The following is a 20,716-nucleotide window of genomic DNA, read 5'->3' as shown; positions in this document are numbered from 1 at the left end:
ACGACCATGGCGGGACCCGTCCTGGAAATGCGCTCGATCGTCAAGACCTTTCCCGGTGTCAAGGCGCTGTCGGACGTCACACTGACGGTCCGTCAGGGCGAGGTCCACGCCATCTGCGGTGAGAACGGCGCCGGGAAGTCCACCTTGATGAAGGTGCTCTCCGGCGTCCATCCGCACGGCAGTTACGAGGGCGACATCCTCTTCGAAGGGGAGGAGTGCCGCTTCCGCGACATCCGGGCCAGCGAGCAGCGCGGCATCGTGATCATCCACCAGGAGCTGGCGCTGGTGCCGTTCCTCTCCATCGCGGAGAACATCTTCCTCGGCAACGAGCACGCCACGCGCGGGCTCATCAACTGGAACGAGACGCTGCGGCACGGCACCGAACTGCTGCGCCGGGTGGGCCTGAGCGACCACCCGGAGACCCGCGTCGCCGACATCGGCGTGGGCAAGCAGCAGTTGGTGGAGATCGCGAAGGCGCTGTCGAAGAAGGTGAAACTGCTCATCCTGGATGAGCCGACGGCGGCGCTGAACGACGAGGACAGCGGCAAACTCCTCGATCTCATCCTGGAGTTGAAGACGCAGGGCATCACCTGCATCATCATTTCGCACAAGCTGAACGAGATCCGCAAGGTCGCCGACTCGGTGACGATCCTGCGCGACGGCCGCTCCATCGAGACCCTCGACGTGAAGGCGCCGGAGACGACCGAGGAGCGGATCATCTCCGGCATGGTCGGCCGCGACCTCGACCACCGCTTCCCCGAGCGCACCCCGCACGAGGGCGAGCCCGAGGCGGCACCCGCGCTGGAGGTCCGCGGTTGGACCGTGTTCCATCCGATCGACCAGCAGCGCAAGGTAGTTGACGATGTGTCAATAAATGTGCGCAGGGGCGAGATCGTCGGCATCGCCGGACTCATGGGCGCCGGCCGCACCGAACTCGCGATGAGCGTCTTCGGTCGCTCCTACGGCCGGTACGCCGGCGGCACGGTCCTCAAGGACGGCGTGGAGATCCGTACCAAGTCCGTCGCGGAGGCGGTCGGACACGGCATCGCGTACGTCACCGAGGACCGCAAGCACTACGGCCTCAACCTCATCGACACGATCAACCGGAACATCTCGCTGGCCGCCCTGAACAAGGTCTCCCGGCGCGGAGTCGTCGACGAGCAGGAGGAGCGGCAGGTCGCCGAGCGGTACCGCAAGTCGATGAACATCAAGGCGCCGACGGTCTTCGAGCCGGTGGGCAAGCTGTCCGGCGGCAACCAGCAGAAGGTCGTCCTCAGCAAGTGGATCTTCGCGGGTCCCGACGTGCTGATCCTGGACGAGCCCACCCGCGGTATCGACGTGGGCGCCAAGTACGAGATCTACACGGTCATCGACCAACTCGCCGCCGAGGGCAAGGCGGTGGTCTTCATCTCCTCCGAACTGCCGGAGCTGCTCGGCATGTGCGACCGCATCTACACGATGGCGGCGGGCCGGCTGACCGGTGAGGTGCCCCGGGCCGAGGCCACGCAGGAAGTGCTGATGCGCCAGATGACGAAGGACAAAGAGGTAACGCGATGAGCACGGACGTGACCGCCAAGAGCCCGGCCCCCGCGCCGCCGGGCGGGAGCGGATCGGCCGCGGGCGGCGGCCTGTTGCAGCTGATGCTGGACGGCCTGCGGCGCAACATGCGCCAGTACGGCATGCTGATCGCCCTGGGTCTGATCGTGATCCTCTTCGAGGTGTGGACCGGCGGGGACCTGCTGCTGCCGCGCAACGTCTCCAACCTGGTGCTCCAGAACAGCTACATCCTGATCCTCGCGATCGGCATGATGATGGTCATCATCGCCGGGCACATCGACCTGTCGGTCGGTTCGCTGACGGCGTTCGTGGGCGCCTTCGCGGCGGTCCTGATGGTCAATCACCAGGTGCCGTGGCCCGTCGCGTTGGTGCTGTGCCTGCTGATGGGCGCCGTCGCGGGCTCCGTACAGGGGCTGTTGATCGCCTACGCGGGCATACCGTCCTTCATCGTCACCCTCGCCGGCATGCTGCTCTTCCGCGGCCTCACGGAGATCCTGCTCCAGGGCCAGACGCTGGGCCCCTTCCCCAACGGTCTGCAGAAGATCGGCAACGGCTTCCTGCCCGCGGTCGGCCCGAACACCAACTACCACAACATCACCCTGCTGTTGGGGCTCGCGATGGTCGCCGCGGTGGTGTGGCAGGAGGTCCGCGACCGGCGCCGGCAGCTGGAGTTCTCGCTCGACGTGCCGCCGGTGAAGCTGTTCCTGCTCAAGCTGGTGGCGATCGTCGCGGCGATCGTCTGGCTGACCATGCTGCTCGCCAGCTACAACGGCGCGCCGGTCATCCTGATCATCCTCGGTGTCCTGGTGGTCGGTTACGGCTACGTGATGCGCAACACCGTCTTCGGCCGCCACATCTACGCGATCGGCGGCAATCTGCCGGCCGCGAAGCTGTCCGGCGTCAAGGACAAGCGCGTCAGCTTCCAGGTGTTCCTGAACATGGGCGTGCTCGCGGCCCTGGCGGGTCTGGTGGTCACCTCCCGCCTCAACGCGGCCTCGCCGAAGGCCGGCGACGGCTTCGAACTGGAGGCCATCGCCTCCTCGTTCATCGGTGGCGCGTCCATGAGCGGCGGTGTCGGCACGGTTCTCGGTGCCATCATCGGCGGTCTGGTCCTCGGCGTGCTGAACAACGGCATGAACCTCCTCAGCGTCGGCACCGACTGGCAACAGGTCATCAAGGGCCTCGCCCTGCTGGCCGCGGTCGGCTTCGATGTGTGGAACAAACGCAAGTCCGGATCGTAAGTCCAGCCCGGGCCCCGTACGTCTGTCATTCGCACAGCACGGCGGGGCCCCTTCCATGTGCAGGAGCCGCTCAATGGAACTGAACAGACGCACGGTCATTGCAGGCGCCGCGGCAGCCGGTATCGCCGCGAGCGCACTCGGTACGGGTACGGCGCAGGCAGCGAGCCCGGGAGGCGGCGGCAAGCCCGTGAAGGAACTCTTCGGCACTCTCGCCGACGGGACGAAGGTCTACCGCTGGTCGCTGGCCAACGGCGGCACCCGCCTGAAGGTCCTCTCCTACGGCGGCATCGTCCAGTCGCTCGAACTCCCGGACCGGCACGGCAAGTACGCCAACGTGTCGCTCGGCTACGACAACCTCGCCGCGTACGTCGCAGGCACCACGTTCTTCGGCGCGACCATCGGCCGGTACGGAAACCGCATCGCCAAGGGGCAGTTCACCCTCGACGGCAAGGCGTACCAGCTCTCCGTCAATGACGGCGTGAACAGCCTGCACGGCGGTGCCAAGGGCTTCAACACGAAGGTCTGGGACATCGAGCCCTTCACCAAGGGCTCCGACGTCGGCCTCCACCTCCACTACACCAGCGTGGACGGCGAGATGGGCTACCCCGGCACCCTCAAGACGAAGGTGACCTTCACCCTCACCAAGCACGGCGACTGGCGTATCGACTACGAGGCCACCACCGACAAGCCGACGGTCGTCAACCTCACCAACCACACGTACTTCAACCTCGCGGGCGAGGGCAACGGCGGCATCTACGACCACGAACTCTCCATCGCGGCAAGCCGGTACACGCCCACGGACTCGGGGCTGATCCCCACCGGTGAGCTGGCGAAGATCGCGGGCACGCCCTTCGACTTCCGCAAGGCCAAGCCGATCGGCCGGGACATCCGGGCCGGGCACCCGCAGCAGGTCACGGCCAAGGGCTTCGACCACAACTGGGTACTGGACAAGGGCGTCACGGCGAAGCCGGAACACATCGCGACCCTGCGCGACCCTGCCTCCGGCCGCACCCTGAAGATCTCCACCGACCAGCCGGGGTTGCAGTTCTACTCGGGCAACTTCCTGGACGGCACGCTGATCGGCACATCCGGTCGCACCTACCGGCAGGGCGACGGACTGGCCCTGGAGACCCAGCACTTCCCGGACTCCCCGAACGAGCCGTCGTGGCCGACGACGGTGCTGCGCCCGGGTCAGACGTATCGCACGACCACGATCCACTCGTTCGGCGCGTAGGCGCTTCGCCGGCCAGGCCGTGGGGAGCTGCGGGTCCGTCGTGGCCGGGCGCGCAGTTCCCCGCGCCCCTGTGGGGCGTGACCTCTCGCCGGGGTTTCCGAACTCACACGAATTTCACACAGGTTGAACAGCGCCACTCCCGTCCCCGTATTGATGGGTGGCCCGTGCTCCCCCGCGCGGGCCACCCAAGACGACGGGCCCGGTCGTCCCCACCGGGCCCGCCTTCATACGGAGGTTCCATTGGTCGACTCCAACGTCACCTCGCTGTTCCGCAGTACGGCGGCGCACAGCCCGTCGATGGCAGCGCTGGCGCGTGAGAGCGACGGCACCGGCCCGGTGGACTTCTGTATTCCGTGCAACCCGTACTTCCCCACCCCCGCCATGTTCGACGAGATGGCGGCCCGGTTGCGCGAGATCATCACGTACTACCCGAGCAGCGCCGACACCATCACGGCCGAGCTCTGCAACCTGCTCCAACTCCCGCCGAGCTGCGTGGCGATGGGCAACGGTTCCACCGAACTGATCACCTGGATCGACCACTTGATGGTCCGCGAGTCACTCGCCATCCCCGTCCCCACCTTCGGCCGCTGGACCGACCAGCCCATGGAGACCGGCAAGCGGGTCGACATGTTCCCGCTCCAGGAGTCCAGCGGCTTCGCCCTCGACCTCACGCAGTACGCCGAGTTCATCCGCAAGCGCAACACCAAGGTCGCGGTCATCTGCAACCCGAACGACCCCGACGGTGGCTTCATCCACAAGCAGGCCCTCGTCCAGTTCATGGACGCGATGGCCGACCTCGACCTCATCATCATCGACGAGTCCTTCCTGGAGTTCGCGGACGCCGAGGTCGAACCCAGCGTCGTACAAGAGGCGATGCTGCGCCCCAACGTCGTCGTGCTGCGCAGCCTCGGCAAGAACTTCGGCCTGCACGGCATACGGTTCGGCTACCTCGTCGCGAACCCCGCCCTGGCCGGCCGCATCCGCTCGATGCTCCCCAAGTGGAACCTCAACGCCTTCGCGGAGCATGTGGTGTTCATCCTCAAGGAGCACGGCGCGGAGTACGCGCAGAGCCTCCAGCAGGTGCGCCGCGACCGGCTCGACATGGCGAGCCATCTCTCCGCGCTGCCCGGCCTGACTGTCTATCCCTCGCAGGGCAACTTCCTCTTCGTCCGCCTCCCCGTCGGCGCCGAGGGCACGGTGGTCCGGGACCGGATGCTCACCGAGCACCGCATCCTCGTCCGCGAGTGCGGCAACAAGATCGGTTCGTCCAGCCGCTTCCTGCGGCTCGTGGTGCGCCCCCAGACGGACGTGCGTCGCCTGGTGTCCGGCATGGAACAGGTGCTCTACGGGACCAGGAGGGGAGCCGCCGTACCCGAGCTGGGTACAGGGACCAACTACAGCTCGGGTACGGCGGCCGTGGACCGCCTGGTCGGGGCGACCAACGGGGCCGGCATGCAGAACCTCGCCGCGCAGGCGCTCCTCGGCACGGGGACGTCGGGGGTCGGCATGCCGGCGCAGATGCCGATGCCCGCGGCGGCGCAGATGCCGATGCAGCCTCAGCCGGTGCCCATGCAGGTGCCCCAGCCGCAGCCTGTGCCGCAGCCTCAACAGCCGCAGTTCGAGCCGCGGTTCGAGCCGATGGTGGCTGCCGCGCAGGTTCAGCAGATGCCGATGACCGGCATGGCGGACCAGCAGTCGAACGGGGTCGGCATGCCGATGCAGATGCCGCAACAGGTACCCCAGCAGATGCCCCAACAGCCCTACGGCGTACCCGCGCCCGCCCCCGCTCCGATGCCGCAGGGGCCGACCCCGACCGGTGTGCCCGCGCGCAACGGGCTTACCGCGGCGCAGGTTCGAGGGGCTACCAGTCCCAACGGGATGCAGAACCTTGCACCGGCGCCTGCGACTGGGTGGCCCAATGCCCAGGCTCAGGCTCAGAGTTGGCCCAACGCCGCGGGGATGGGTCAGGCGGGTTAGGGGTTCGTCCGGGTGCGTGGGCGTCGCGGCTTCCGCCGGCGCCCGCACCGAGGGTCGGAAACAGCAGGCCGCGTGAGCAACTCGGCCGGGTCGTCCGGCCGACCGTGCCTACGGGTGCGTGTCCGTGATCGCGATGACCTCGTCGAGGCGGTCCAGGGCGGCCTGCATGTCGTCGATCTTGGCCTGGATGCGGTCCCGCTCGGCGCGCAGCATGGCTCGTTGGTCAGCGTCGGTGTGCCCGGAGTCCCAGCACGGAAGGAGTTCCGTGATCCTTCGGCTGGTCAGGCCGGCGGCGAACATCTGCTGGAAGAACCGGATCAGGGTGACGGCGTCCTGCCGGTAGAGGCGCTGGCCTGATGGGCTGCGCCGCGCGACGAGCAGCCCCTGCTGCTCGTAGTAGCGCACGGCGCGTACCGAGACGCCGGCGCCCCGTGCCACCTCGCCGATGCGGATCAGCCGCTCGGCCGCGGCCTCTGTGACGGTCATGGTGATTCCCCTCGCCCCGGCCCCGAGGACCACTTGCCTCTGACGTCAGCGTCAGGTTCTAGCGTACCGGGCATGGACATCAACAACTCAGTCGCCCTTGTCACCGGAGCCAACCGCGGCCTGGGCCGCGCCTTCGCCAAGCGTCTGCTCGAACGGGGCGCCCGCAAGGTCTACGCGACGGCTCGCCGGCCCGAGACCGTGGACCTGCCCGGGGTCGACGTGCTGCCCCTCGACATCGCCGATCCCGCATCCGTGAGGGCCGCGGCCGAGGCCGCCCCGGACGTCTCGCTGCTCATCAACAACGCGGGCATCCAGACGGGGACCGACCTGGTGACCGGTTCGCTGGACGCGGTACGGCACGAGCTGGAGACCAACGTGTTCGGCCACCTGGGAATGATCCGGGAGTTCGCGCCGACGCTCGCCGGGAACGGCGGGGGCGCGATCGTCAACGTCCTCTCCGCCATGTCATGGTTCGGGGGCAAGGGCGCCAATGCCTACCACCTGACCAAGGCCGCCGCCTGGGCCATGACCAACGGCGTCCGCCTGGAACTCGCCGAGCAGGGCACGCTCGTGACAGCGGTGCATCTCGGCCTGGCCGACACCGACATGGCCGCGGGCTGGCCCGTGGCCAAGATCGCGCCGTCGGACCTGGCCGACGCGGCGCTCGACGGTGTCGAGGAGGGCTCCGCCGAGGTTCTCGCCGACCAGTGGAGTCGGGATGTCAAGTCCCGCCTGCCGCTGACGCCGGAAGAATTCAACGCCGCGATGGACCGCGCCCTGGCGGCGCTGACGGCGACATGAGGGGCCGTCCGGAGTGACCGCGCCCGTCGGCACCGCCTCGCCCTCCAAGGTCCACAACTACGCCTGGAGTATCAGGGAGTTGCCCGCACAGCAGTGATGAGTGACGCTCCCAACGGCAGGGCGTGACTCGCCCGCATCTCGAAGCCTGTCTTCTCCAGCAGGCGTCGGTAGTGGTCCTCGTCGCGTTCCTGGCCGCCGACGTTGCACAGCATGTGGACGTCCCAGGCGACCGCTGTCGGGGTGGGCAACAGGCGCTCCACCACGAGGAGTTGGGCGCCCGGGCGCATCGCGTCCGCGCACCTGCCGAGGATCGTCAGGCAGCGGTCGTCGTCCCAGTCGTGGAGGACCCGGGAGAGGAGGTAGACGTCTCCGCCCTCCGGTACGGAGCGGGTGAAGTCCCCGGCTACGAAGGAGCAGCGTTCGGTGAGTCGGGTGCGGGCGGCTTCCAGGGCGCCGGGGCGTTCGTAGAGGACGCCCTCCAGGTGGGGGTGGGCTCGGAGCAACCGACCGAGCAGCGCGCCGTTTCCGCCGCCCACGTCCACCACTCGGCGGGCCTTCGAGAAGTCGATCAGCGTCGGTACCGGAGTGAACATCTCCGCGCTGGCCGCCATCGAGCGGTGGAACAGGCTTCCCAGTTCGGGGTGTTCGGCGAAGTAGGCGAAGTGGTGCTTACCGTTGCGGTGGGCGAAGGCTTCCTCGCCGGTGCGTACGGAGTGGGTCAGGCCGGCGAAGGAGTCGTAGAACGGGCCCGCGTAGAGCTTGGCCAGGGGGTGCAGGGAGAACTCCGTTGCCGTGCGCAGGGGTTGGCCTGCCGCCGTGAGGTGGTAGGTGTCGTCGGCGGCGGTCAGCAGGCCCAGTGTCGTCAGGTAGCGGAGCAGGCGGCGTAGCGCGTCCGGGTGCGTCGAGGTGAGGGTGGCCAGCCGCTCCGCCGACATGCCGGGGTGGTCCGCCAGGTGGTCCGCGATGTTCAACTCGGCCATCGTCGCCACCGCTTGGGTGGCCCAGGCTCCGGTCATCACGGTGAGCAGGGTTGTCGTCGGGTCGGGGAGGGGCAAGTGGCGGCCGGGGAGGCGGAGTTCGAAGCGGCGGTGGGTGGTGGTGCGGTGGTAGAGGACGGTGACGTTCTCGTGGCCGTTGTAGCCGCCGCCGTCGGGGACCGCGCCGCCCCGCTCCTGGAGGAGGAGTCGTAGGCCGGCGGGGACCACCGGGCCGGGGGCCGTGACCGCGAAGGCGTGGTGGGACTCGTGTTCCGCCTCGCGTTCGTCCGCGGCCACCGCCTCCAGTGCGGACTCCGGGGGCACCGGGAGCGCGAAGATCTCCACGCTGCGTCCCCCCACCGCCACGTGCACGATGCCCACCGGGATCTCGGCGAGCTCCGGGCCGTAGCGGCGGGTCAGGCGGTCGCGGACCACGACGCTCGGGGTCACCGGGCCCGGTTCGAAGCCCAGACGGCGGAGTTCCTCGCAGAGGCCGTCGAGGGAGTCCGGGAAGACCAGGACGGCGGTGTGGTCGAAGACCAAGTGGCGTGAGACGTCCGCCCGTTCGGCCGACGTGAGGGCCGGAAGGAGTTCGGCCAGGACCTTGTCCGTGTCGTGGGTCTCGACGTAGGCCGCCGCGCGCTCGATGCGTGCTACGTCGGCTGCGGCGAGGCGTGCCTGTACGACGGGGAGGTTCATGAAGGGGTTCCCGGTGGATCGTGGGGACGGGAGGCGGGAGGCGGGAGACGAGAAGGCGCGGGACGGGGTCAGATGCCCGTGTAGTTCTCGGCGAAGAGGTCCTGGTGCGTGCGGGACGTGCGCAGGCTGTCCAGGCGGGCGTACTGGAGCGCGCGGCCGTAGCGGGCGTGGGCCTCGACGGTGTTGTCGGTGTCCTCGGCGGACGGGCCGTGCAGCAGGCCGCTCATCCAGTGCGAGAACTCGTGGGCCCGCCAGACGCGCGGCAGGCAGTCGGCGGCGTAGCGGGAGAGGTCGCTCTCGTCGGCGTGCTTGAGCGCCGATGTCAGTGCCTGGGCGAGGCGTTCGGCCTGGAGTACGGCGAGGTTGGCGCCCTTCGCCGCGGAGGGGCTGATGAGGCCGGCGGCGTCGCCCGCCAGCCAGAGTCGGCCCTCGCCGGGGGTGTCGAGGACGTCGGAGCGCAGGTCGACGACCGCCTTCTCCAGGACCGGACCGTCCTTGAGCACGCCGAACTCGTCGACACGGAACCGGGTTTCCAGTTCGGCCCAGATCCGGTCCTCGCTCCAGTCGGCAGGATCGGTCCCGCGCGGGCACTGGAGGTAGTAGCGGGTGACGGTCGCCGTACGGGCCATGTGGCCGGCGAATCCCCGTTCGTGCAGGGCGTATCCGACGGCTTCCATGCTCGGCGGGGCCTCGACCAGGACCGCGAGCCAGCTCACGCCGTGGTCCCAGCGGGCGGTGCGCGTCCCGTGGGCGGTCATGGTCGCGCGGGCGACTCCCCGGTGTCCGTCGCACCCGGCGACGTAGCGCCCGGTGACGTCCGTGCCGTCGGACGTCCGTACCCGGGCGCCCTCGGAGATCTCCTCGACCTCCGTGTCGAAGCGGATCTCGCCGCCGCGTCGGAGGTACTCGGCGAGCAGGTCCCGTACCAACTCCTGCTGGGGGTAGACCGTGTGGACCTCGCCGCGCCCCAACTCGCCGTAGTCGAGGGTGAATTCACCCCGCTCGCTGCGGAAGAGGCAGGTGCGGTGGGTGTGGCCCTTGGCCAACATCCCGTCCGCGAGGCCGTGTCGGGTGAGGACGCGGACGGAGTGGGCGGCCAGGAATCCCGCTCTGGCCCGCCCCTCCACCGCCTCGCGTCCGCGCCGTTCCAGGATCACGCAGTCGATACCGCTGTCCAGCAGCAGGTTCCCCAGGACGAGCCCCGCCGGGCCCGCCCCGACGATCACCACCCCGGTCCGTACTCCGGTCCGCGCTCCGGAGTCGAATCGTTTCCCCACATCCACCCCTGATCTTGCTTTTTCGGCCAAAGGGTTTCATATCAGCCAGATCATGGTGATGAGGAATCGAAAGCGGCTTCTTAGCCCATAAGGGCCAACTGGGCATATGTCACTGGCTGTTGACTCGGTCGTCAGTGGTCGTTGTCCAGGTGCAGCTTGAGCAGGTCAACGCCGTAGTCACCGCCGTTGGGGGTCCGGATGATGGTGTGGATGTGCTGCTGGGTGGGGGTGCCGTTGGGCCCGCCCATTCCCCCCTTGGTTCCGTACGCGAGCGGTGACTGGGCGTCGTACTCGATGAGGACGACGGGGCTGTGCACGCGGTAGTAGAAGGCGGAGGAGTCCTTGGTCTCGCCCATCCAGTAGAAGTAGGTCGCGTCGAGGTGGGCCTCGACCTCCGTCATCTTCACCTCGGCGTGGCCGTCGTTCATGTTGCCGACGTAGACGCGCACCAGGTCGAGCAGGTTCTGCTTCTGGGCGCTGGTGAAGTCCTTGGCGACGAGGCCCTGGTAGGCGAGCTTGGCGTTGTCCTGCCCGGCACCGGCCTTCATGTCGTCGCCGGACTTCTTGGTGCTGGAGATCACCTTGGCGCGCTGGGCGGCGGTGAGGGTGCGCAGGAGGGTGAGACCGGCCTTGGTCTCGGGCTTGAAGAGGGTGATCTTCTCGCCCTTGTAGGTGGCGGAGGTCGGCTCGGACCCCATAAAGGTCGGGGTCATCACGACCTGGTCGCCGAGCACGAAGAAGTTGATGGCCACGTGGTGGCCCTCGTACTGGAAGCCCCACGGCTTGGTGGTGGACGGCGTCCCCATGAAGGTGAAGAAGTACGCACCTTCAGTGAGCGTGTCCCTGTTCCCGCCGCTGTAGTCGCCGAGGAAGGCGTTGAGCTTCATGATGTTGCGGGTCTGGGTGAGCCCGTCGGCGGACAGGGCGGCGCCGAGCAGCGCGTAACCGAGGTTGCGCTTCGTGGCGGTGATGTCGCCCATCCGCACGCCCTTGCGCTGGTACCCGTCGACGTTGCTCCAGGCCAGCCACTCGTCGTTGTCGACGTCGAAGGTGCAGGACTTGCGTTCCTTGGCGGTGAGCCCGTCGAGGAAGGCCTGCGCGGCCTTGACGATGCCGTCGGTCGAGACGTCGGTGGAGTGGATCGAGTAGAGCCCGTCGGTGATCGTGCCGTTGGTGGTCACGCCTTTGAAATCGGCGTACTTGACCTCACTCTGCCCGGGACCCATTCCGCTGCCCCCTCCCCCGGGCCCGCCGGAAGGCATCGCGCCGGTGGGCATGCCACCGCCGGGGCCGCCCGAGGGGGCACCGTTCGGGGCGCCGGAGGACGAGGACGCGGTGGCCGTGTCGGAGGAGTTCGACGAGCAGCCGGTCATGGTCGCGACAGCGGCGACTCCGCCGGTGAGCAGCGCCTTGTTCATGAACCAGCGGCGGCTGCGGTCGGCTTCGGGGGTGCGGGGGCGGTGTCCGTGCATACGGGCCAACCTCCCGCACCAACCTGAGCCGAACCTGAAGCCGGGCCTGAATCCCGGTCCAGCCGCCTCTCCAGCCCCCTGACCAGTGCCAACCACCTGGGCAGGTCGATTTCCACCCTCACGGTCTTGCCCGGCGGCGGCACCCGCTCCACCACCTCCCACCGATCCGCGAGCGCCTCCACGATCACGAGCCCCCGCCCGTTCTCGTCGAGCGGCTCCGGTCGTCCTACGGCCCCGGGTGCGGGTGGACGTGGTCCGGTACGGGTGTCGGTGACCTCGATGCGGACGCTTCCCGTGACGAGGGAGAGCCGGAGTTCGAAGTCCCGCCCCGGTACGCGGCCGTGGGTCACCGCGTTGGCGGCGAGTTCGGCGACGATCGCGCCGGCGGTGTCGGAGGCGGTGCTGCCGTGCGGGATGCCCCAGGCGTGGAGTTGATGCAGGGCGAGGTGACGGGCGAGGCGGGCGCCTCGGGGGGTGAGGCTGAGGCGCTGGGTGAACGTACGTACGGTGACGGTGGGTTGGGTGGTCATGGGCCCAATGTGGCGTTCGGAGAGGGCAGTTCACCAGGTTCTGAGCCCGTACGCTGGCGCAGCGTACGGGGTCACACGCTGGACAGTACGCGCTACGTTCCGTAACCATGTCCGCGGGAGGTGGGTGACCATGGTCGAGGGCAGCAGCGAGCCCGAAGTATCCGACAGCCTGCGGACGTTCGGGGCGATGTTGCAGGCCTTGCGGGAGCATGCGGGGCTGAGCCGGGAGGCGTTCGGCAGGCAGATCGGGTACTCCAAACACACCGTGGAGTCGGTGGAGTTGGGGAGGCGGATGCCGGACACGCTGTACGTGGAGCGGTCGGAGCCGGTACTGGGGAACACCGGGGCGGTGCGGCGGGGTGCGGAACACCTGGAGCGGCGGCCGGGGTTGGCGGCTTGGTTCCGGCAGTGGGCGCTGAAGGAGAAGACGGCGATCACGCTGTATACGTACGAATGCCGCATGATTCCGGGGCTGTTGCAGACGGAGGCGTACGCCCGGACGCTATTCAACGAGCATCTGCCACCGATGGACGACGCGCAGATCGAGACCCAGTGGGTGGAACGAGAGAAGCGGCAACGGCTGTTGTGGGAGCGGCCGAACACGGCGTTCAGCTTCATCCTGGAAGAGAGCATGTTCCTGCGCCGCACAGGTGGACCAGACGTTACGCGGGAACTCATCGACCACGTGCTGCGGATCGCCGAGCTGCGGAACGTAGAGGTCCAGATCATGCCCCAACTGCGGGACCGTCACGCCGGGTTGAACGGCCCCATGCAGCTACTCGAAGAGCCCAACAACCGGTGGTACGCGTACTCCGAGGGACACGAGAGCGGGCTGCTCATCACTGATCGAAAAGTGGTGAGCATGCTCCAGATGCGATATGCCAGAATGCGTTCGCAGGCTCTCACCATCCAGGACTCCTTGAGCCTGTTGCGGCGCATGCGAGGAGACCTATGAGCACGTCCGAACTGGCCTGGTTCAAGAGCAGCTACAGCAGCAGCGGCTCCGGTGACTGCGTCGAAGTCGCCCTCTCCTGGCACAAGTCCAGCTACAGCAGCAGCAGTTCGGGCGACTGCGTCGAGGTGGCCACTTGCCCCTCCACCATCCACATCCGCGACTCCAAGAACACCGAAGGTCCCCAGCTCGCCCTCTCCCCCGCCACCTGGACCAAGTTCCTCGTCACCCTGTAATCGGGGACTCCGCGATGCACCCGCCGGCGGTCGCCAGCCCGTCGGCGCTCTGTTCCTCAAGCACCTTGCCCTTGTAGGTGATCCGGCACTCGACCTCCGCGCCCTCGATGTCCGCGGCGACCGGCATGACCGCCGCGGGCATGATGCCGCGCAGGGTGACCGTCTTGGTCCAGGGCAGCTTGGGGTTGGTCACCGTCTCGACCTTGGGGTCCATCGCCTTGCCACCGCCGCCGTGGAAGCCGATCGAGTCGACGTTCTTGCCGGTGACCTCGTAGGTGACGACGTACGTCTCGTTCACAGCCTTGTCGACCTGGTCGACCGCCTCGGAACACGAACTCAGGCCCAGCGCAAGGCCGGTGACGGCGGCGGCGCAGACGGCAGTGCGGGTGGCGCGGATGGCGCGGGTCATGAGGATCCCCCCGGATCATGATCGTGAAGGTCGGTCGAACCCGCAGCCAATAGCAAAGAGAAGGCAAAGTCAAACGGGATGAAGGCGGTGCCCAGGAGTCCGGAATGCGTGAGGCCGATGAGCCGATCAATGTCGAGGATCCGGCCCGGCCACTCTCGCTTGAGAAGGCGTGCGGCACCGACGTACCGGTTGAGGTGCCGACCGGCGACGCCGAGGCGGGCCACGCCACTCACACCTGGGCAGTCTCGTGCTGCCGCGAATCTTCGATGGCCCGCGTGCCGTCGGCGCCGAAACACTGCCCGGCGTGGCGGTGGATCCTCTCCGGAGGGCTTCAGGAGATCGAGCAAAGCCTGCGATGGCCCGGTCGATAAGAGCTCGTAACACGATCTTGTTCAAGTGCCCTGGTCCGGCGTGACCGATGTGATGATTCGGCCGTTCGGGAGGGTGTGAGTACTCGGCCGTGGATCGTGGACGACGAGTTGGGGGTACTGATCGGGCCACTGCTGCCGCCTTGGCTGGAGAAGACGCCGGGCCAACAGCCGGTAGCGGACCGGGTGTGTCTGCAGGGCATCCTGTTACGTGCTCAACAACGACATAGCCTGGCAACTCCTGTCCCCGGAGCTGGGGTTCGGCTCTGGACGAACTTGCTGGCGACGCCTGGATCGCCGGCAGCAGGCCGGTGTCTTCGAGCAGCTGCACTGCATCCTGCTCGCCGAACTCAACGCGGCCGGCGAACTCGACTGGTCCCGCGCGTGAATGGACGGCTCCCGCATCCGCGAAAAGAGGGGCCCCGACCCGAGGCTGTCGCCGGTCGACCGGCGGAAGACGGGCAGTAAACACCAGCGGATCCTGCTGGTCATCTCCCGCAAGGGCGCCCCGAACATCAAGGGACTGGGCAAACTCCACTACGTCGTCGAGCAGACCTTCACTCTGCTCCACCAGTTCAAGCGCCTCGCCGTCCGCTGGGCACGCCGAACCGAACTCCACGGCGTCTTCGTCTCGTTGGCTTCCAGCCTCATCTGCTGGAGACGACTCAAGAAAGCCCACGCGTGATCCTTCTACGCGCTCCTGGACTGCTATGCCTGGAAGGCTGCGACCTGGTCCGGCATCGAGAAGTCTGAAGCACAGTCGGGACACGTCGTGGAGCCAAACAGGTGGGTCAGATGCTCTGCGGTTGCCGGCTGGCCTGCCTTGTCGGCCACACCATGCAGCCGAGACGCCAGTGGCGGCAGGTCCACGGGGGCCGCCGGGCGGACCCCGTGGACCATGGGTGCCTCACGGCCAACAACCCGAAAGCGCGCGTTCGGATCCCGACGGCGAGTGCTTGGCCCCTTGCAGGAAAGATCGATCTCCAAGCTCAGTGCGCAGGAGGGGCACACCACGGGATGCTCCTCACGGCGCAAACTGCGCCTCCATACGGTCACCCCCTCAAATGCCAGGAGGTGCTCCAGCCAGTACAGAAAGTCGTCTACATCGCCTTCGAAGGGCCTTGTCCCCACGACGTTCTAGGTCAGCTGGTGCAGCTCGTTGATCGCAGCCGGGTAGCGCGTCTGGACGTAACCGGGCTCGTGAAGCTGTTGCTCCTCGACGACGATGCGGCCGGCCAACCCAAGGGCCGGCGACCGCCAGGTTTACGACCGGCAGCGATGTCTGTCAGAACAGGCAGGGCGGCAAAGCTGGCCGTGTACACCGACCCTTGGTGGTAGAGAGAAGCCCACAGCTCCTCCCACGTCTCGTCAGCCAGCTCGGGATCACCGATCTCATCAAAAAGCCGTGGTAAGTCGGATGCGGAGCCATAGGCATGTTTCAGACGGGACCAGTCCAGTGTCATGCCCGCAATCATCCCAGCCGCAAGATCGTGTTACGAGCTCTAACGGCACGAGCCACAGAAAACAAGACGTGATCTCCCAAGGGGTGGCAAAGTACCGGCGCGCCCGCTACGACTACCCTCATACTGAGGCACTCGCCATACCTGAACGTTGCCGGGGGGACGTTTTGAAGACGCTGACGCTTACTTTTCTCCTTCTCATTCTGACCGCGGTTGTTCCCCTTGGCACATTGGATCAACACTGGGAAGCGACAGCAATGCGCAGCGTCGCAGCGGGAGTGATTTTCGTCGCCTTATGCCGAGCAGGACAGCGATATCACGTAAAGAAGATCAAGAAGACGATCGTGACGCGAGAGTCCTACACGTCCGTCCCTGAGAGCCGAGCAAAATCCCTCCAGCGGATGGCGGGGACAGGCCGCCTCCTCGACCCCTTTCAGGCCAAGATCTTCACGCTGGCCGTTACCCAGCCGATCGAGTTGAGGCAGAGAGTGGATGAGGTGTACGTGCCGCAGAAGCGTACACTTCAACGGTCGGTGACAGTCGAGTTTCAAATACCATCCGAGCTTTTGCCCACGCCCGGCGAAGACTCTGCGGAGGAACAGCGAGTCTTCATACCGTTCGTCTTCGCCCGCAAAGGAAAGTATCTAGACAACCTCAAGGTCTCCGACGGAACCGGCAAGAATCTCGGAGTTCTCTCCTACCGGGAATCCCTGCTCCTCTCCGCCGGCGTCTTGCGGGTTCTCATACTCGGCGCACTTCAGGCGACAGACGGGAAATTGAGCCAGAAAGTAGCCGAGACTGAGCGGCTCGCCCTCGCAGCGATCATCGAGCGCAACAATCCGGACATCCGACGGGCTGCCAACTCCAACGAAAGTGAGGCCGCCGTACGCGGGCGTGAGGAGCTGCTGAAGATGCAAGGGATCCGCAATCCGGCCTCTCGCGATCTGGCCGTGCTCCTCGTGGAAAAACTCGCCAAGAACTACGCACTCATCGCGTCCGTCCCGCTCCCCCATGACGGACGCTTCGTCATCCGGTACGAGGAAACCACCATCCCCAAGCTCGATCTCGTACCGGAGAAGATCACGAGCAGATTCGGCGAACGGGGAGTAGACCTCAAAAGGCGCTTCAAGGCGTTGCTGCGCGTCCTCCTCGGCACACGACCGGTCAGCCTGAAGGTACCGCTGGACAATGCAAGCACCTGCCAGAGTTTCCATGTCCGCGTACAGAGCCCGGAAGGGCTTTATCTCGCCCATCAGGAATTTTTACTGGGTGAGGAAAAGGAGGAGTATCTCACCAAACTCCAATACAACGCCCCCACCTCGCCGCATTACAGATTTCGACGACGACTCGGACAACCGTATGCTCATTTCTACGGCCGATTCTTCCCCGAACCGAAAAATCCAGACAAAGCGCCGACCCTCACGTTCCATTTCTTCGAGACCCCTCCGGGATCTTCATTCCGGGCAGCCATTGCGGCAGCCACCTGCTTCTGGCTCGTCTGGGCAATCGGCCTGGTCATATCGATCAAGGGCGATCCCGGCACAGACGCGCCCGCCTTTTTGTTGGTTTTCCCCGGAGTAGCGGCAAGTTGGCTGGGATTCGACTCGAAGCCCAATAGTCTCTTCGAGGGAACACTGACGGCGCGCGTCTCCCTCTTCGTCACCACAGTGGTATCAATGACCGCCAGCGGCTTGTACATGATCAATGTTTCAAAGGTCACGTTTCCCGTACACCTGGACACATGGAGGTTCGGTTTTCTGGGGGTCAGTCGCCTTCCCTGGATGGTCCTGGTGGCCATATCACTCATCAACGCCGCATGGATCATCTACAAGTGGCTGATGCACACGGCGACGTTTAAATTCCTTGCCGAAAGGGAACAGTAGCCGAGCGACGCGTTTTACACAGACCAAGGGGGGACTATGAATGTGAAGCAAGGAGCAAATGTTATGGAAGAGAACAGCGATACCACGGAAGGAGAGCCAGGAGAAGACTCTGTAGATCATACTGAAGACGAAGGGCGCTTCGATTTCCTCTCCCGGTGGATGCTGGGTTCATTGCGGCATAGCGAAAAAGACCAGTCGCAGCCAGGCGAGGCAAAGCGGGTCGGCTACTCCGTGGAGCCCGTCGGTTCTGTTGGCGAATCGAGCGTCCCCGTGCCTCCGCGAGACGCGCTCTACCGTGCGCTCCAAGGGATGTCCGCCTACTACGAAACGGCGATGATCGGCCTCAGCCAAGTCGATGTACCCCCTGACTCAGACGAAGTGCCGTCCTGACCTCGATGGGCAATCTCGCCCTGCTGCCGAGCTACCTCGGCCGCGAGCAGCGCCTGCTCAAGGAGGACGCCGCCGCGGGCGGTGTGCACGAGGGCGACACCGACGGGGAGCGGACCGTCCGGCTCCAGGCGATGAACGCCGGTCACAGCAGCACCGTAGGTGACAAGCACCTTTCCCAGTCGGCCGCCCAACTCGCGGACCACAGCGGCTGGTTGTGCTGGCCCACCCGATGGCGTGACATCGCCGGTACGAACAAGGAGCACACGGTGTCCGCCGCGTTCGTCTCCGACTCCGGTCACGTGGTCTGGGGGGGCAGACACCGGAGGAGAATTACGGGCACTTTCTGCGCGACGGTGCCGCTCCCAGTGGGAGACCGATCCCGCGGTCGGCGCCCTCTTCGCCGTACCGTTCCTGCTGGACGTCGTACCGCACGGAATCGGTCTGCTGCTGGGCGTGGTCTCGGGGGCGCTGGGGATCTTCGCGGGGATGACGCTGGACTCGGTGCCCGTGGACCACGAACTGTGGACCGAACGCACGACGTCAGACCCGTCCCTCCAGTAAGTCCGCGCGTTCGGCCCACCGCCGGGAAAGCGACACTCGCCAGTGCGATGATGCGGCCATGGCACAGTCACCGCAGGAACCCCAGGAACCCCAGGACTCCTCGGTCACCGAGGACGGAATGACCGCGGTCCAGGCCGTCGACCGGATCGAGGCCGCCGCGCATCCGCGTCCGCACGATCGCCGCCTGCACGCCCGCGGGGCCGTGTACGACGCACGGTTCGTGCCCACCGGGCGGATCGCGCAGTGGACGACCGCCGCCTGCCTCACCTCCGAAGCCGACACAGTGATCCGGTTCTCGAACGGCTCCGGCAACTTCGCCGCCGACGACCGGGCACGGGGCGTACGCGGGATGGCGGTCAAGTTCCTTGAGGGGGACGGCAGTAGCGATGACGCCAAGGCCGTGATGGACCTCGTCGCCGCGAACTTCCGGGTCTTCCCCAGCCACAATCCCGAGGGGTTCATCGAGCTCGTCGAGGCGTTGGGCATGGCGGGCACGGAGGGCGGGTTCGCCGACCGGGCCAAGGGAAAGCTCGCCGCCGCCGGGAAGTTCGCGACCGTGCTCGCCCAACACCCGGAAAGCCGGGGGGCGTTGAAGTCCTTCGCCGGGCAGCAGGCGCCCGCCAGTTTCGCCACCACGCGCTACGACGGCCTGCACGCCTTCGTCCTCGTCGACGAATCGGGCGTACGGCGCCCCTTCCGCTACCGGCTCGTGCCGCAGCTCGGCGAGGTCGAGATCGATCCCGCGTACGCCGCGACCCTCGCCCCCGACTTCCTCATCGGCGACCTCGACTCCCGCCTCGAATCCGGGCCCGTCACCTTCACCCTCGTGTACCAGCTCGCCGAGCCGAACGACCCGACCCACGACCCCTCCCAGGCATGGCCGGAACACCGCCCGCTGATCCCGGCCGGCCACCTCCACGTGGCGGCCCGCTCACCCCGCGAGGACCACTGGCAGCACCAGGTCTTCGACCCGACCCGCCTCGCCCCCGGCGTCGAAGCCTCCGACGACAAAATGCTGGCTTTCCGCCGCCACGCGTACTCCGTCTCGGCGGAACGCCGGCTCGCTCCCTAGCCCAGCCCGGGGAACACCCGTCAGCCCGTGGCGCGCCCGTCGATGTACGGCCGTAGCGGCTGCCGTGCTGCGACCTCGGCGAGGCGTGGCAGCGGGCGGCCCGGCGGCGCCAGGCGCGCGGCCAGCCAGCCCCACAGGGCGAGGTTGACCTGGGGCGACCGTTCGGGGGCGCAGTGGCTGGCGTTCTTGATCACCCACACGGTCGTCTCCGGCCGCCCGGCGAGTCCTACGGTGTCGCCGAGCGGGACGTAGACGTCGTCGGCGCCGTTGACCGCCAGCAGCGGCGAGCCACCGGCACCGGCCTTGTCGAGGAGCCCCTGCTCGCGCAGGGAGAAACCGGCGAGCAGGTCGGCGATCGCGGACCGGTCCGGCATCTCGTCCAGGTGGAGGGCGTTGCCGACGATCCCGGGCATGCCGTGCGGGAGGTTGAGCAGGTCGATGGGTTCGTCGGTCAGACCGGTCGGGCCGCCGAGGTCGACCGCCGCGTCCACGTGGCCGGCGAGTGCCAGCTTGGCCGCCCAGTGCGCGCCGAAGCTGGTGCCGTAGAACCCGACGGGTTGGCCGTAGGCGCGCCGGAGTCGGGAGACGAGGCCGACGAGGATGCGGTCGGCGTCGGGTGCGAGCGGGACCGTGGACTCGCCGGTGCCGGGCATGTCCACGGCGGCGACGAGGAGGCCGGTGGCGCGGGCGGTGGCCACGGCCAGCCGGTGCAGGTCCATTTTCCAGGTGTCGACGCCGCCGCGGAGGACGATCACGCCCGGGCGGGTCGCCTGTCGTCGTTGCCGTCGTCGCCGTCGTCGCCGTCGTTGGAAGAAGTGCACGGGGACGGGTTCGGGCACGTTCAGTACCGCGCGCTGGAAACGGACCGGGAAGCGGGGCGCGGCTTCGAGGTACGCGGTGAGCTGGTGCTCGTGCGCGGCCCGCCGTTCGTCGGTCGCGAGGCACGGGAAACGGGCCGCGCCCCAGCAGAGCGAGGCGAGCAGGGGGTCGCCGGAGGCGTGGACGCCCCCTACCCGACCTTGACCGCCCTGCTCCTGGTCCAGGCGGCCGAGGCCCAGGTCCACGGCGCGATCCTCGACCCACCGGCGGGGCGCACCCCGGCCGAGTGTGTGGAGGCGGCGATCGCGATGTGCT

18 protein-coding genes and 2 pseudogenes are annotated in these 20,716 nt (G+C 67.3%); 12 read left to right on the top strand and 8 right to left on the bottom strand.

What is annotated here, in order from left to right; translation table 11 throughout:
* Positions 1–6: 6 nt before the first annotated feature.
* The 4 genes from mmsA to OG194_RS32580 all read left to right on the top strand — a co-directional run bounded on the left by mmsA (position 7) and on the right by OG194_RS32580 (position 6,009).
* A complete protein-coding gene (gene mmsA / locus OG194_RS32595; protein WP_327404347.1) occupies positions 7–1,557 on the top strand; it encodes a multiple monosaccharide ABC transporter ATP-binding protein in 1,551 nt (516 codons plus the stop codon).
* Positions 1,554–2,798, top strand: a complete 1,245-nt coding sequence (gene mmsB / locus OG194_RS32590) for a multiple monosaccharide ABC transporter permease (RefSeq protein ID WP_327404346.1) — start codon at positions 1,554–1,556, stop codon at positions 2,796–2,798. The genes mmsA and mmsB overlap by 4 nt, the downstream gene beginning before the upstream one ends.
* Before the next feature lie 73 nt (positions 2,799–2,871).
* Entirely contained in the window at positions 2,872–4,032 is a 1,161-nt protein-coding gene (locus tag OG194_RS32585; RefSeq protein WP_327404345.1) for an aldose epimerase family protein, read from the top strand.
* A gap of 297 nt (positions 4,033–4,329) precedes the next feature.
* On the top strand, positions 4,330–6,009 hold the full coding sequence (locus OG194_RS32580) for a pyridoxal phosphate-dependent aminotransferase (protein WP_327407289.1): 1,680 nt from the start codon (positions 4,330–4,332) through the stop codon (positions 6,007–6,009).
* A 108-nt stretch (positions 6,010–6,117) separates the two neighbouring features.
* On the opposite strand, the gene OG194_RS32575 is transcribed toward OG194_RS32580, so the two are convergent.
* Positions 6,118–6,495: a MerR family transcriptional regulator gene (locus OG194_RS32575; protein ID WP_327404344.1), complete on the bottom strand. Its 378-nt coding sequence runs from the start codon at positions 6,493–6,495 to the stop codon at positions 6,118–6,120.
* A 72-nt stretch (positions 6,496–6,567) separates the two neighbouring features.
* On the opposite strand from OG194_RS32575, the gene OG194_RS32570 reads away from it, so the two are divergent.
* Positions 6,568–7,296: an SDR family oxidoreductase gene (locus OG194_RS32570; RefSeq protein WP_327404343.1), complete on the top strand. Its 729-nt coding sequence runs from the start codon at positions 6,568–6,570 to the stop codon at positions 7,294–7,296.
* Positions 7,297–7,367: 71 nt separating this feature from the next.
* Here OG194_RS32570 and OG194_RS32565 read toward each other — a convergent pair whose 3' ends face one another.
* The 4 genes and pseudogenes from OG194_RS32565 to OG194_RS32550 form a co-directional block, all read right to left on the bottom strand.
* Positions 7,368–8,972, bottom strand: coding sequence for a methyltransferase (locus OG194_RS32565; protein ID WP_327404342.1), 1,605 nt, complete (start codon positions 8,970–8,972; stop codon positions 7,368–7,370).
* 68 nt (positions 8,973–9,040) lie between these two features.
* Positions 9,041–10,249, bottom strand: coding sequence for a 4-hydroxybenzoate 3-monooxygenase (locus tag OG194_RS32560; RefSeq protein WP_327404341.1), 1,209 nt, complete (start codon positions 10,247–10,249; stop codon positions 9,041–9,043).
* A gap of 131 nt (positions 10,250–10,380) precedes the next feature.
* A complete protein-coding gene (locus OG194_RS32555) occupies positions 10,381–11,721 on the bottom strand; it encodes a DUF3500 domain-containing protein (RefSeq protein ID WP_327404340.1) in 1,341 nt (446 codons plus the stop codon).
* A 74-nt stretch (positions 11,722–11,795) separates the two neighbouring features.
* Positions 11,796–12,251 (bottom strand): annotated as a pseudogene (locus tag OG194_RS32550) (ATP-binding protein); the annotation flags it as partial.
* Positions 12,252–12,381: 130 nt separating this feature from the next.
* Between OG194_RS32550 and OG194_RS32545 the strand changes: the two are divergent.
* Both OG194_RS32545 and OG194_RS32540 read left to right on the top strand, forming a co-directional pair.
* Positions 12,382–13,206, top strand: a complete 825-nt coding sequence (locus OG194_RS32545) for a helix-turn-helix domain-containing protein (RefSeq protein ID WP_327407288.1) — start codon at positions 12,382–12,384, stop codon at positions 13,204–13,206.
* Complete coding sequence (locus OG194_RS32540; RefSeq protein ID WP_327404338.1) at positions 13,203–13,439, top strand: DUF397 domain-containing protein; 237 nt, start codon at positions 13,203–13,205, stop codon at positions 13,437–13,439. The genes OG194_RS32545 and OG194_RS32540 overlap by 4 nt, the downstream gene beginning before the upstream one ends.
* Here the strand turns inward: OG194_RS32540 and OG194_RS32535 are convergent.
* On the bottom strand, positions 13,429–13,848 hold the full coding sequence (locus tag OG194_RS32535; protein WP_327404337.1) for an MmpS family transport accessory protein: 420 nt from the start codon (positions 13,846–13,848) through the stop codon (positions 13,429–13,431). The two genes, OG194_RS32540 and OG194_RS32535, sit on opposite strands and share 11 nt — an antisense overlap.
* Positions 13,845–14,072: a hypothetical protein gene (locus tag OG194_RS32530; RefSeq protein ID WP_327404336.1), complete on the bottom strand. Its 228-nt coding sequence runs from the start codon at positions 14,070–14,072 to the stop codon at positions 13,845–13,847. The genes OG194_RS32535 and OG194_RS32530 overlap by 4 nt, the downstream gene beginning before the upstream one ends.
* Positions 14,073–14,421: 349 nt before the next feature.
* On the opposite strand from OG194_RS32530, the pseudogene OG194_RS47705 reads away from it, so the two are divergent.
* The 5 genes and pseudogenes from OG194_RS47705 to OG194_RS32510 form a co-directional block, all read left to right on the top strand.
* A pseudogene (locus tag OG194_RS47705) lies at positions 14,422–14,604 on the top strand (transposase); the annotation flags it as partial.
* Positions 14,605–14,901: a hypothetical protein gene (locus tag OG194_RS47700; protein ID WP_442811663.1), complete on the top strand. Its 297-nt coding sequence runs from the start codon at positions 14,605–14,607 to the stop codon at positions 14,899–14,901.
* Between the two features lie 846 nt (positions 14,902–15,747).
* Positions 15,748–17,559, top strand: a complete 1,812-nt coding sequence (locus OG194_RS32520) for a hypothetical protein (RefSeq protein ID WP_327404335.1) — start codon at positions 15,748–15,750, stop codon at positions 17,557–17,559.
* Positions 17,560–17,622: 63 nt separating this feature from the next.
* Entirely contained in the window at positions 17,623–17,949 is a 327-nt protein-coding gene (locus OG194_RS32515; protein WP_327404334.1) for a hypothetical protein, read from the top strand.
* Between the two features lie 619 nt (positions 17,950–18,568).
* Positions 18,569–19,582 carry a catalase gene (locus tag OG194_RS32510; protein WP_327404333.1) on the top strand — a complete coding sequence of 338 codons (1,014 nt, stop codon included), beginning with the start codon at positions 18,569–18,571 and terminating at the stop codon, positions 19,580–19,582.
* Positions 19,583–19,602: 20 nt separating this feature from the next.
* On the opposite strand, the gene OG194_RS32505 is transcribed toward OG194_RS32510, so the two are convergent.
* Positions 19,603–20,646, bottom strand: a complete 1,044-nt coding sequence (locus OG194_RS32505) for an alpha/beta fold hydrolase (RefSeq protein ID WP_327404332.1) — start codon at positions 20,644–20,646, stop codon at positions 19,603–19,605.
* Positions 20,647–20,716: the final 70 nt, after the last annotated feature.

Origin of the sequence: Streptomyces sp. NBC_01288, from assembly GCF_035982055.1 — a bacterium.
Lineage (GTDB): Bacteria > Actinomycetota > Actinomycetes > Streptomycetales > Streptomycetaceae > Streptomyces.
This window is presented reverse-complemented; position numbering and strand designations above follow the sequence as displayed.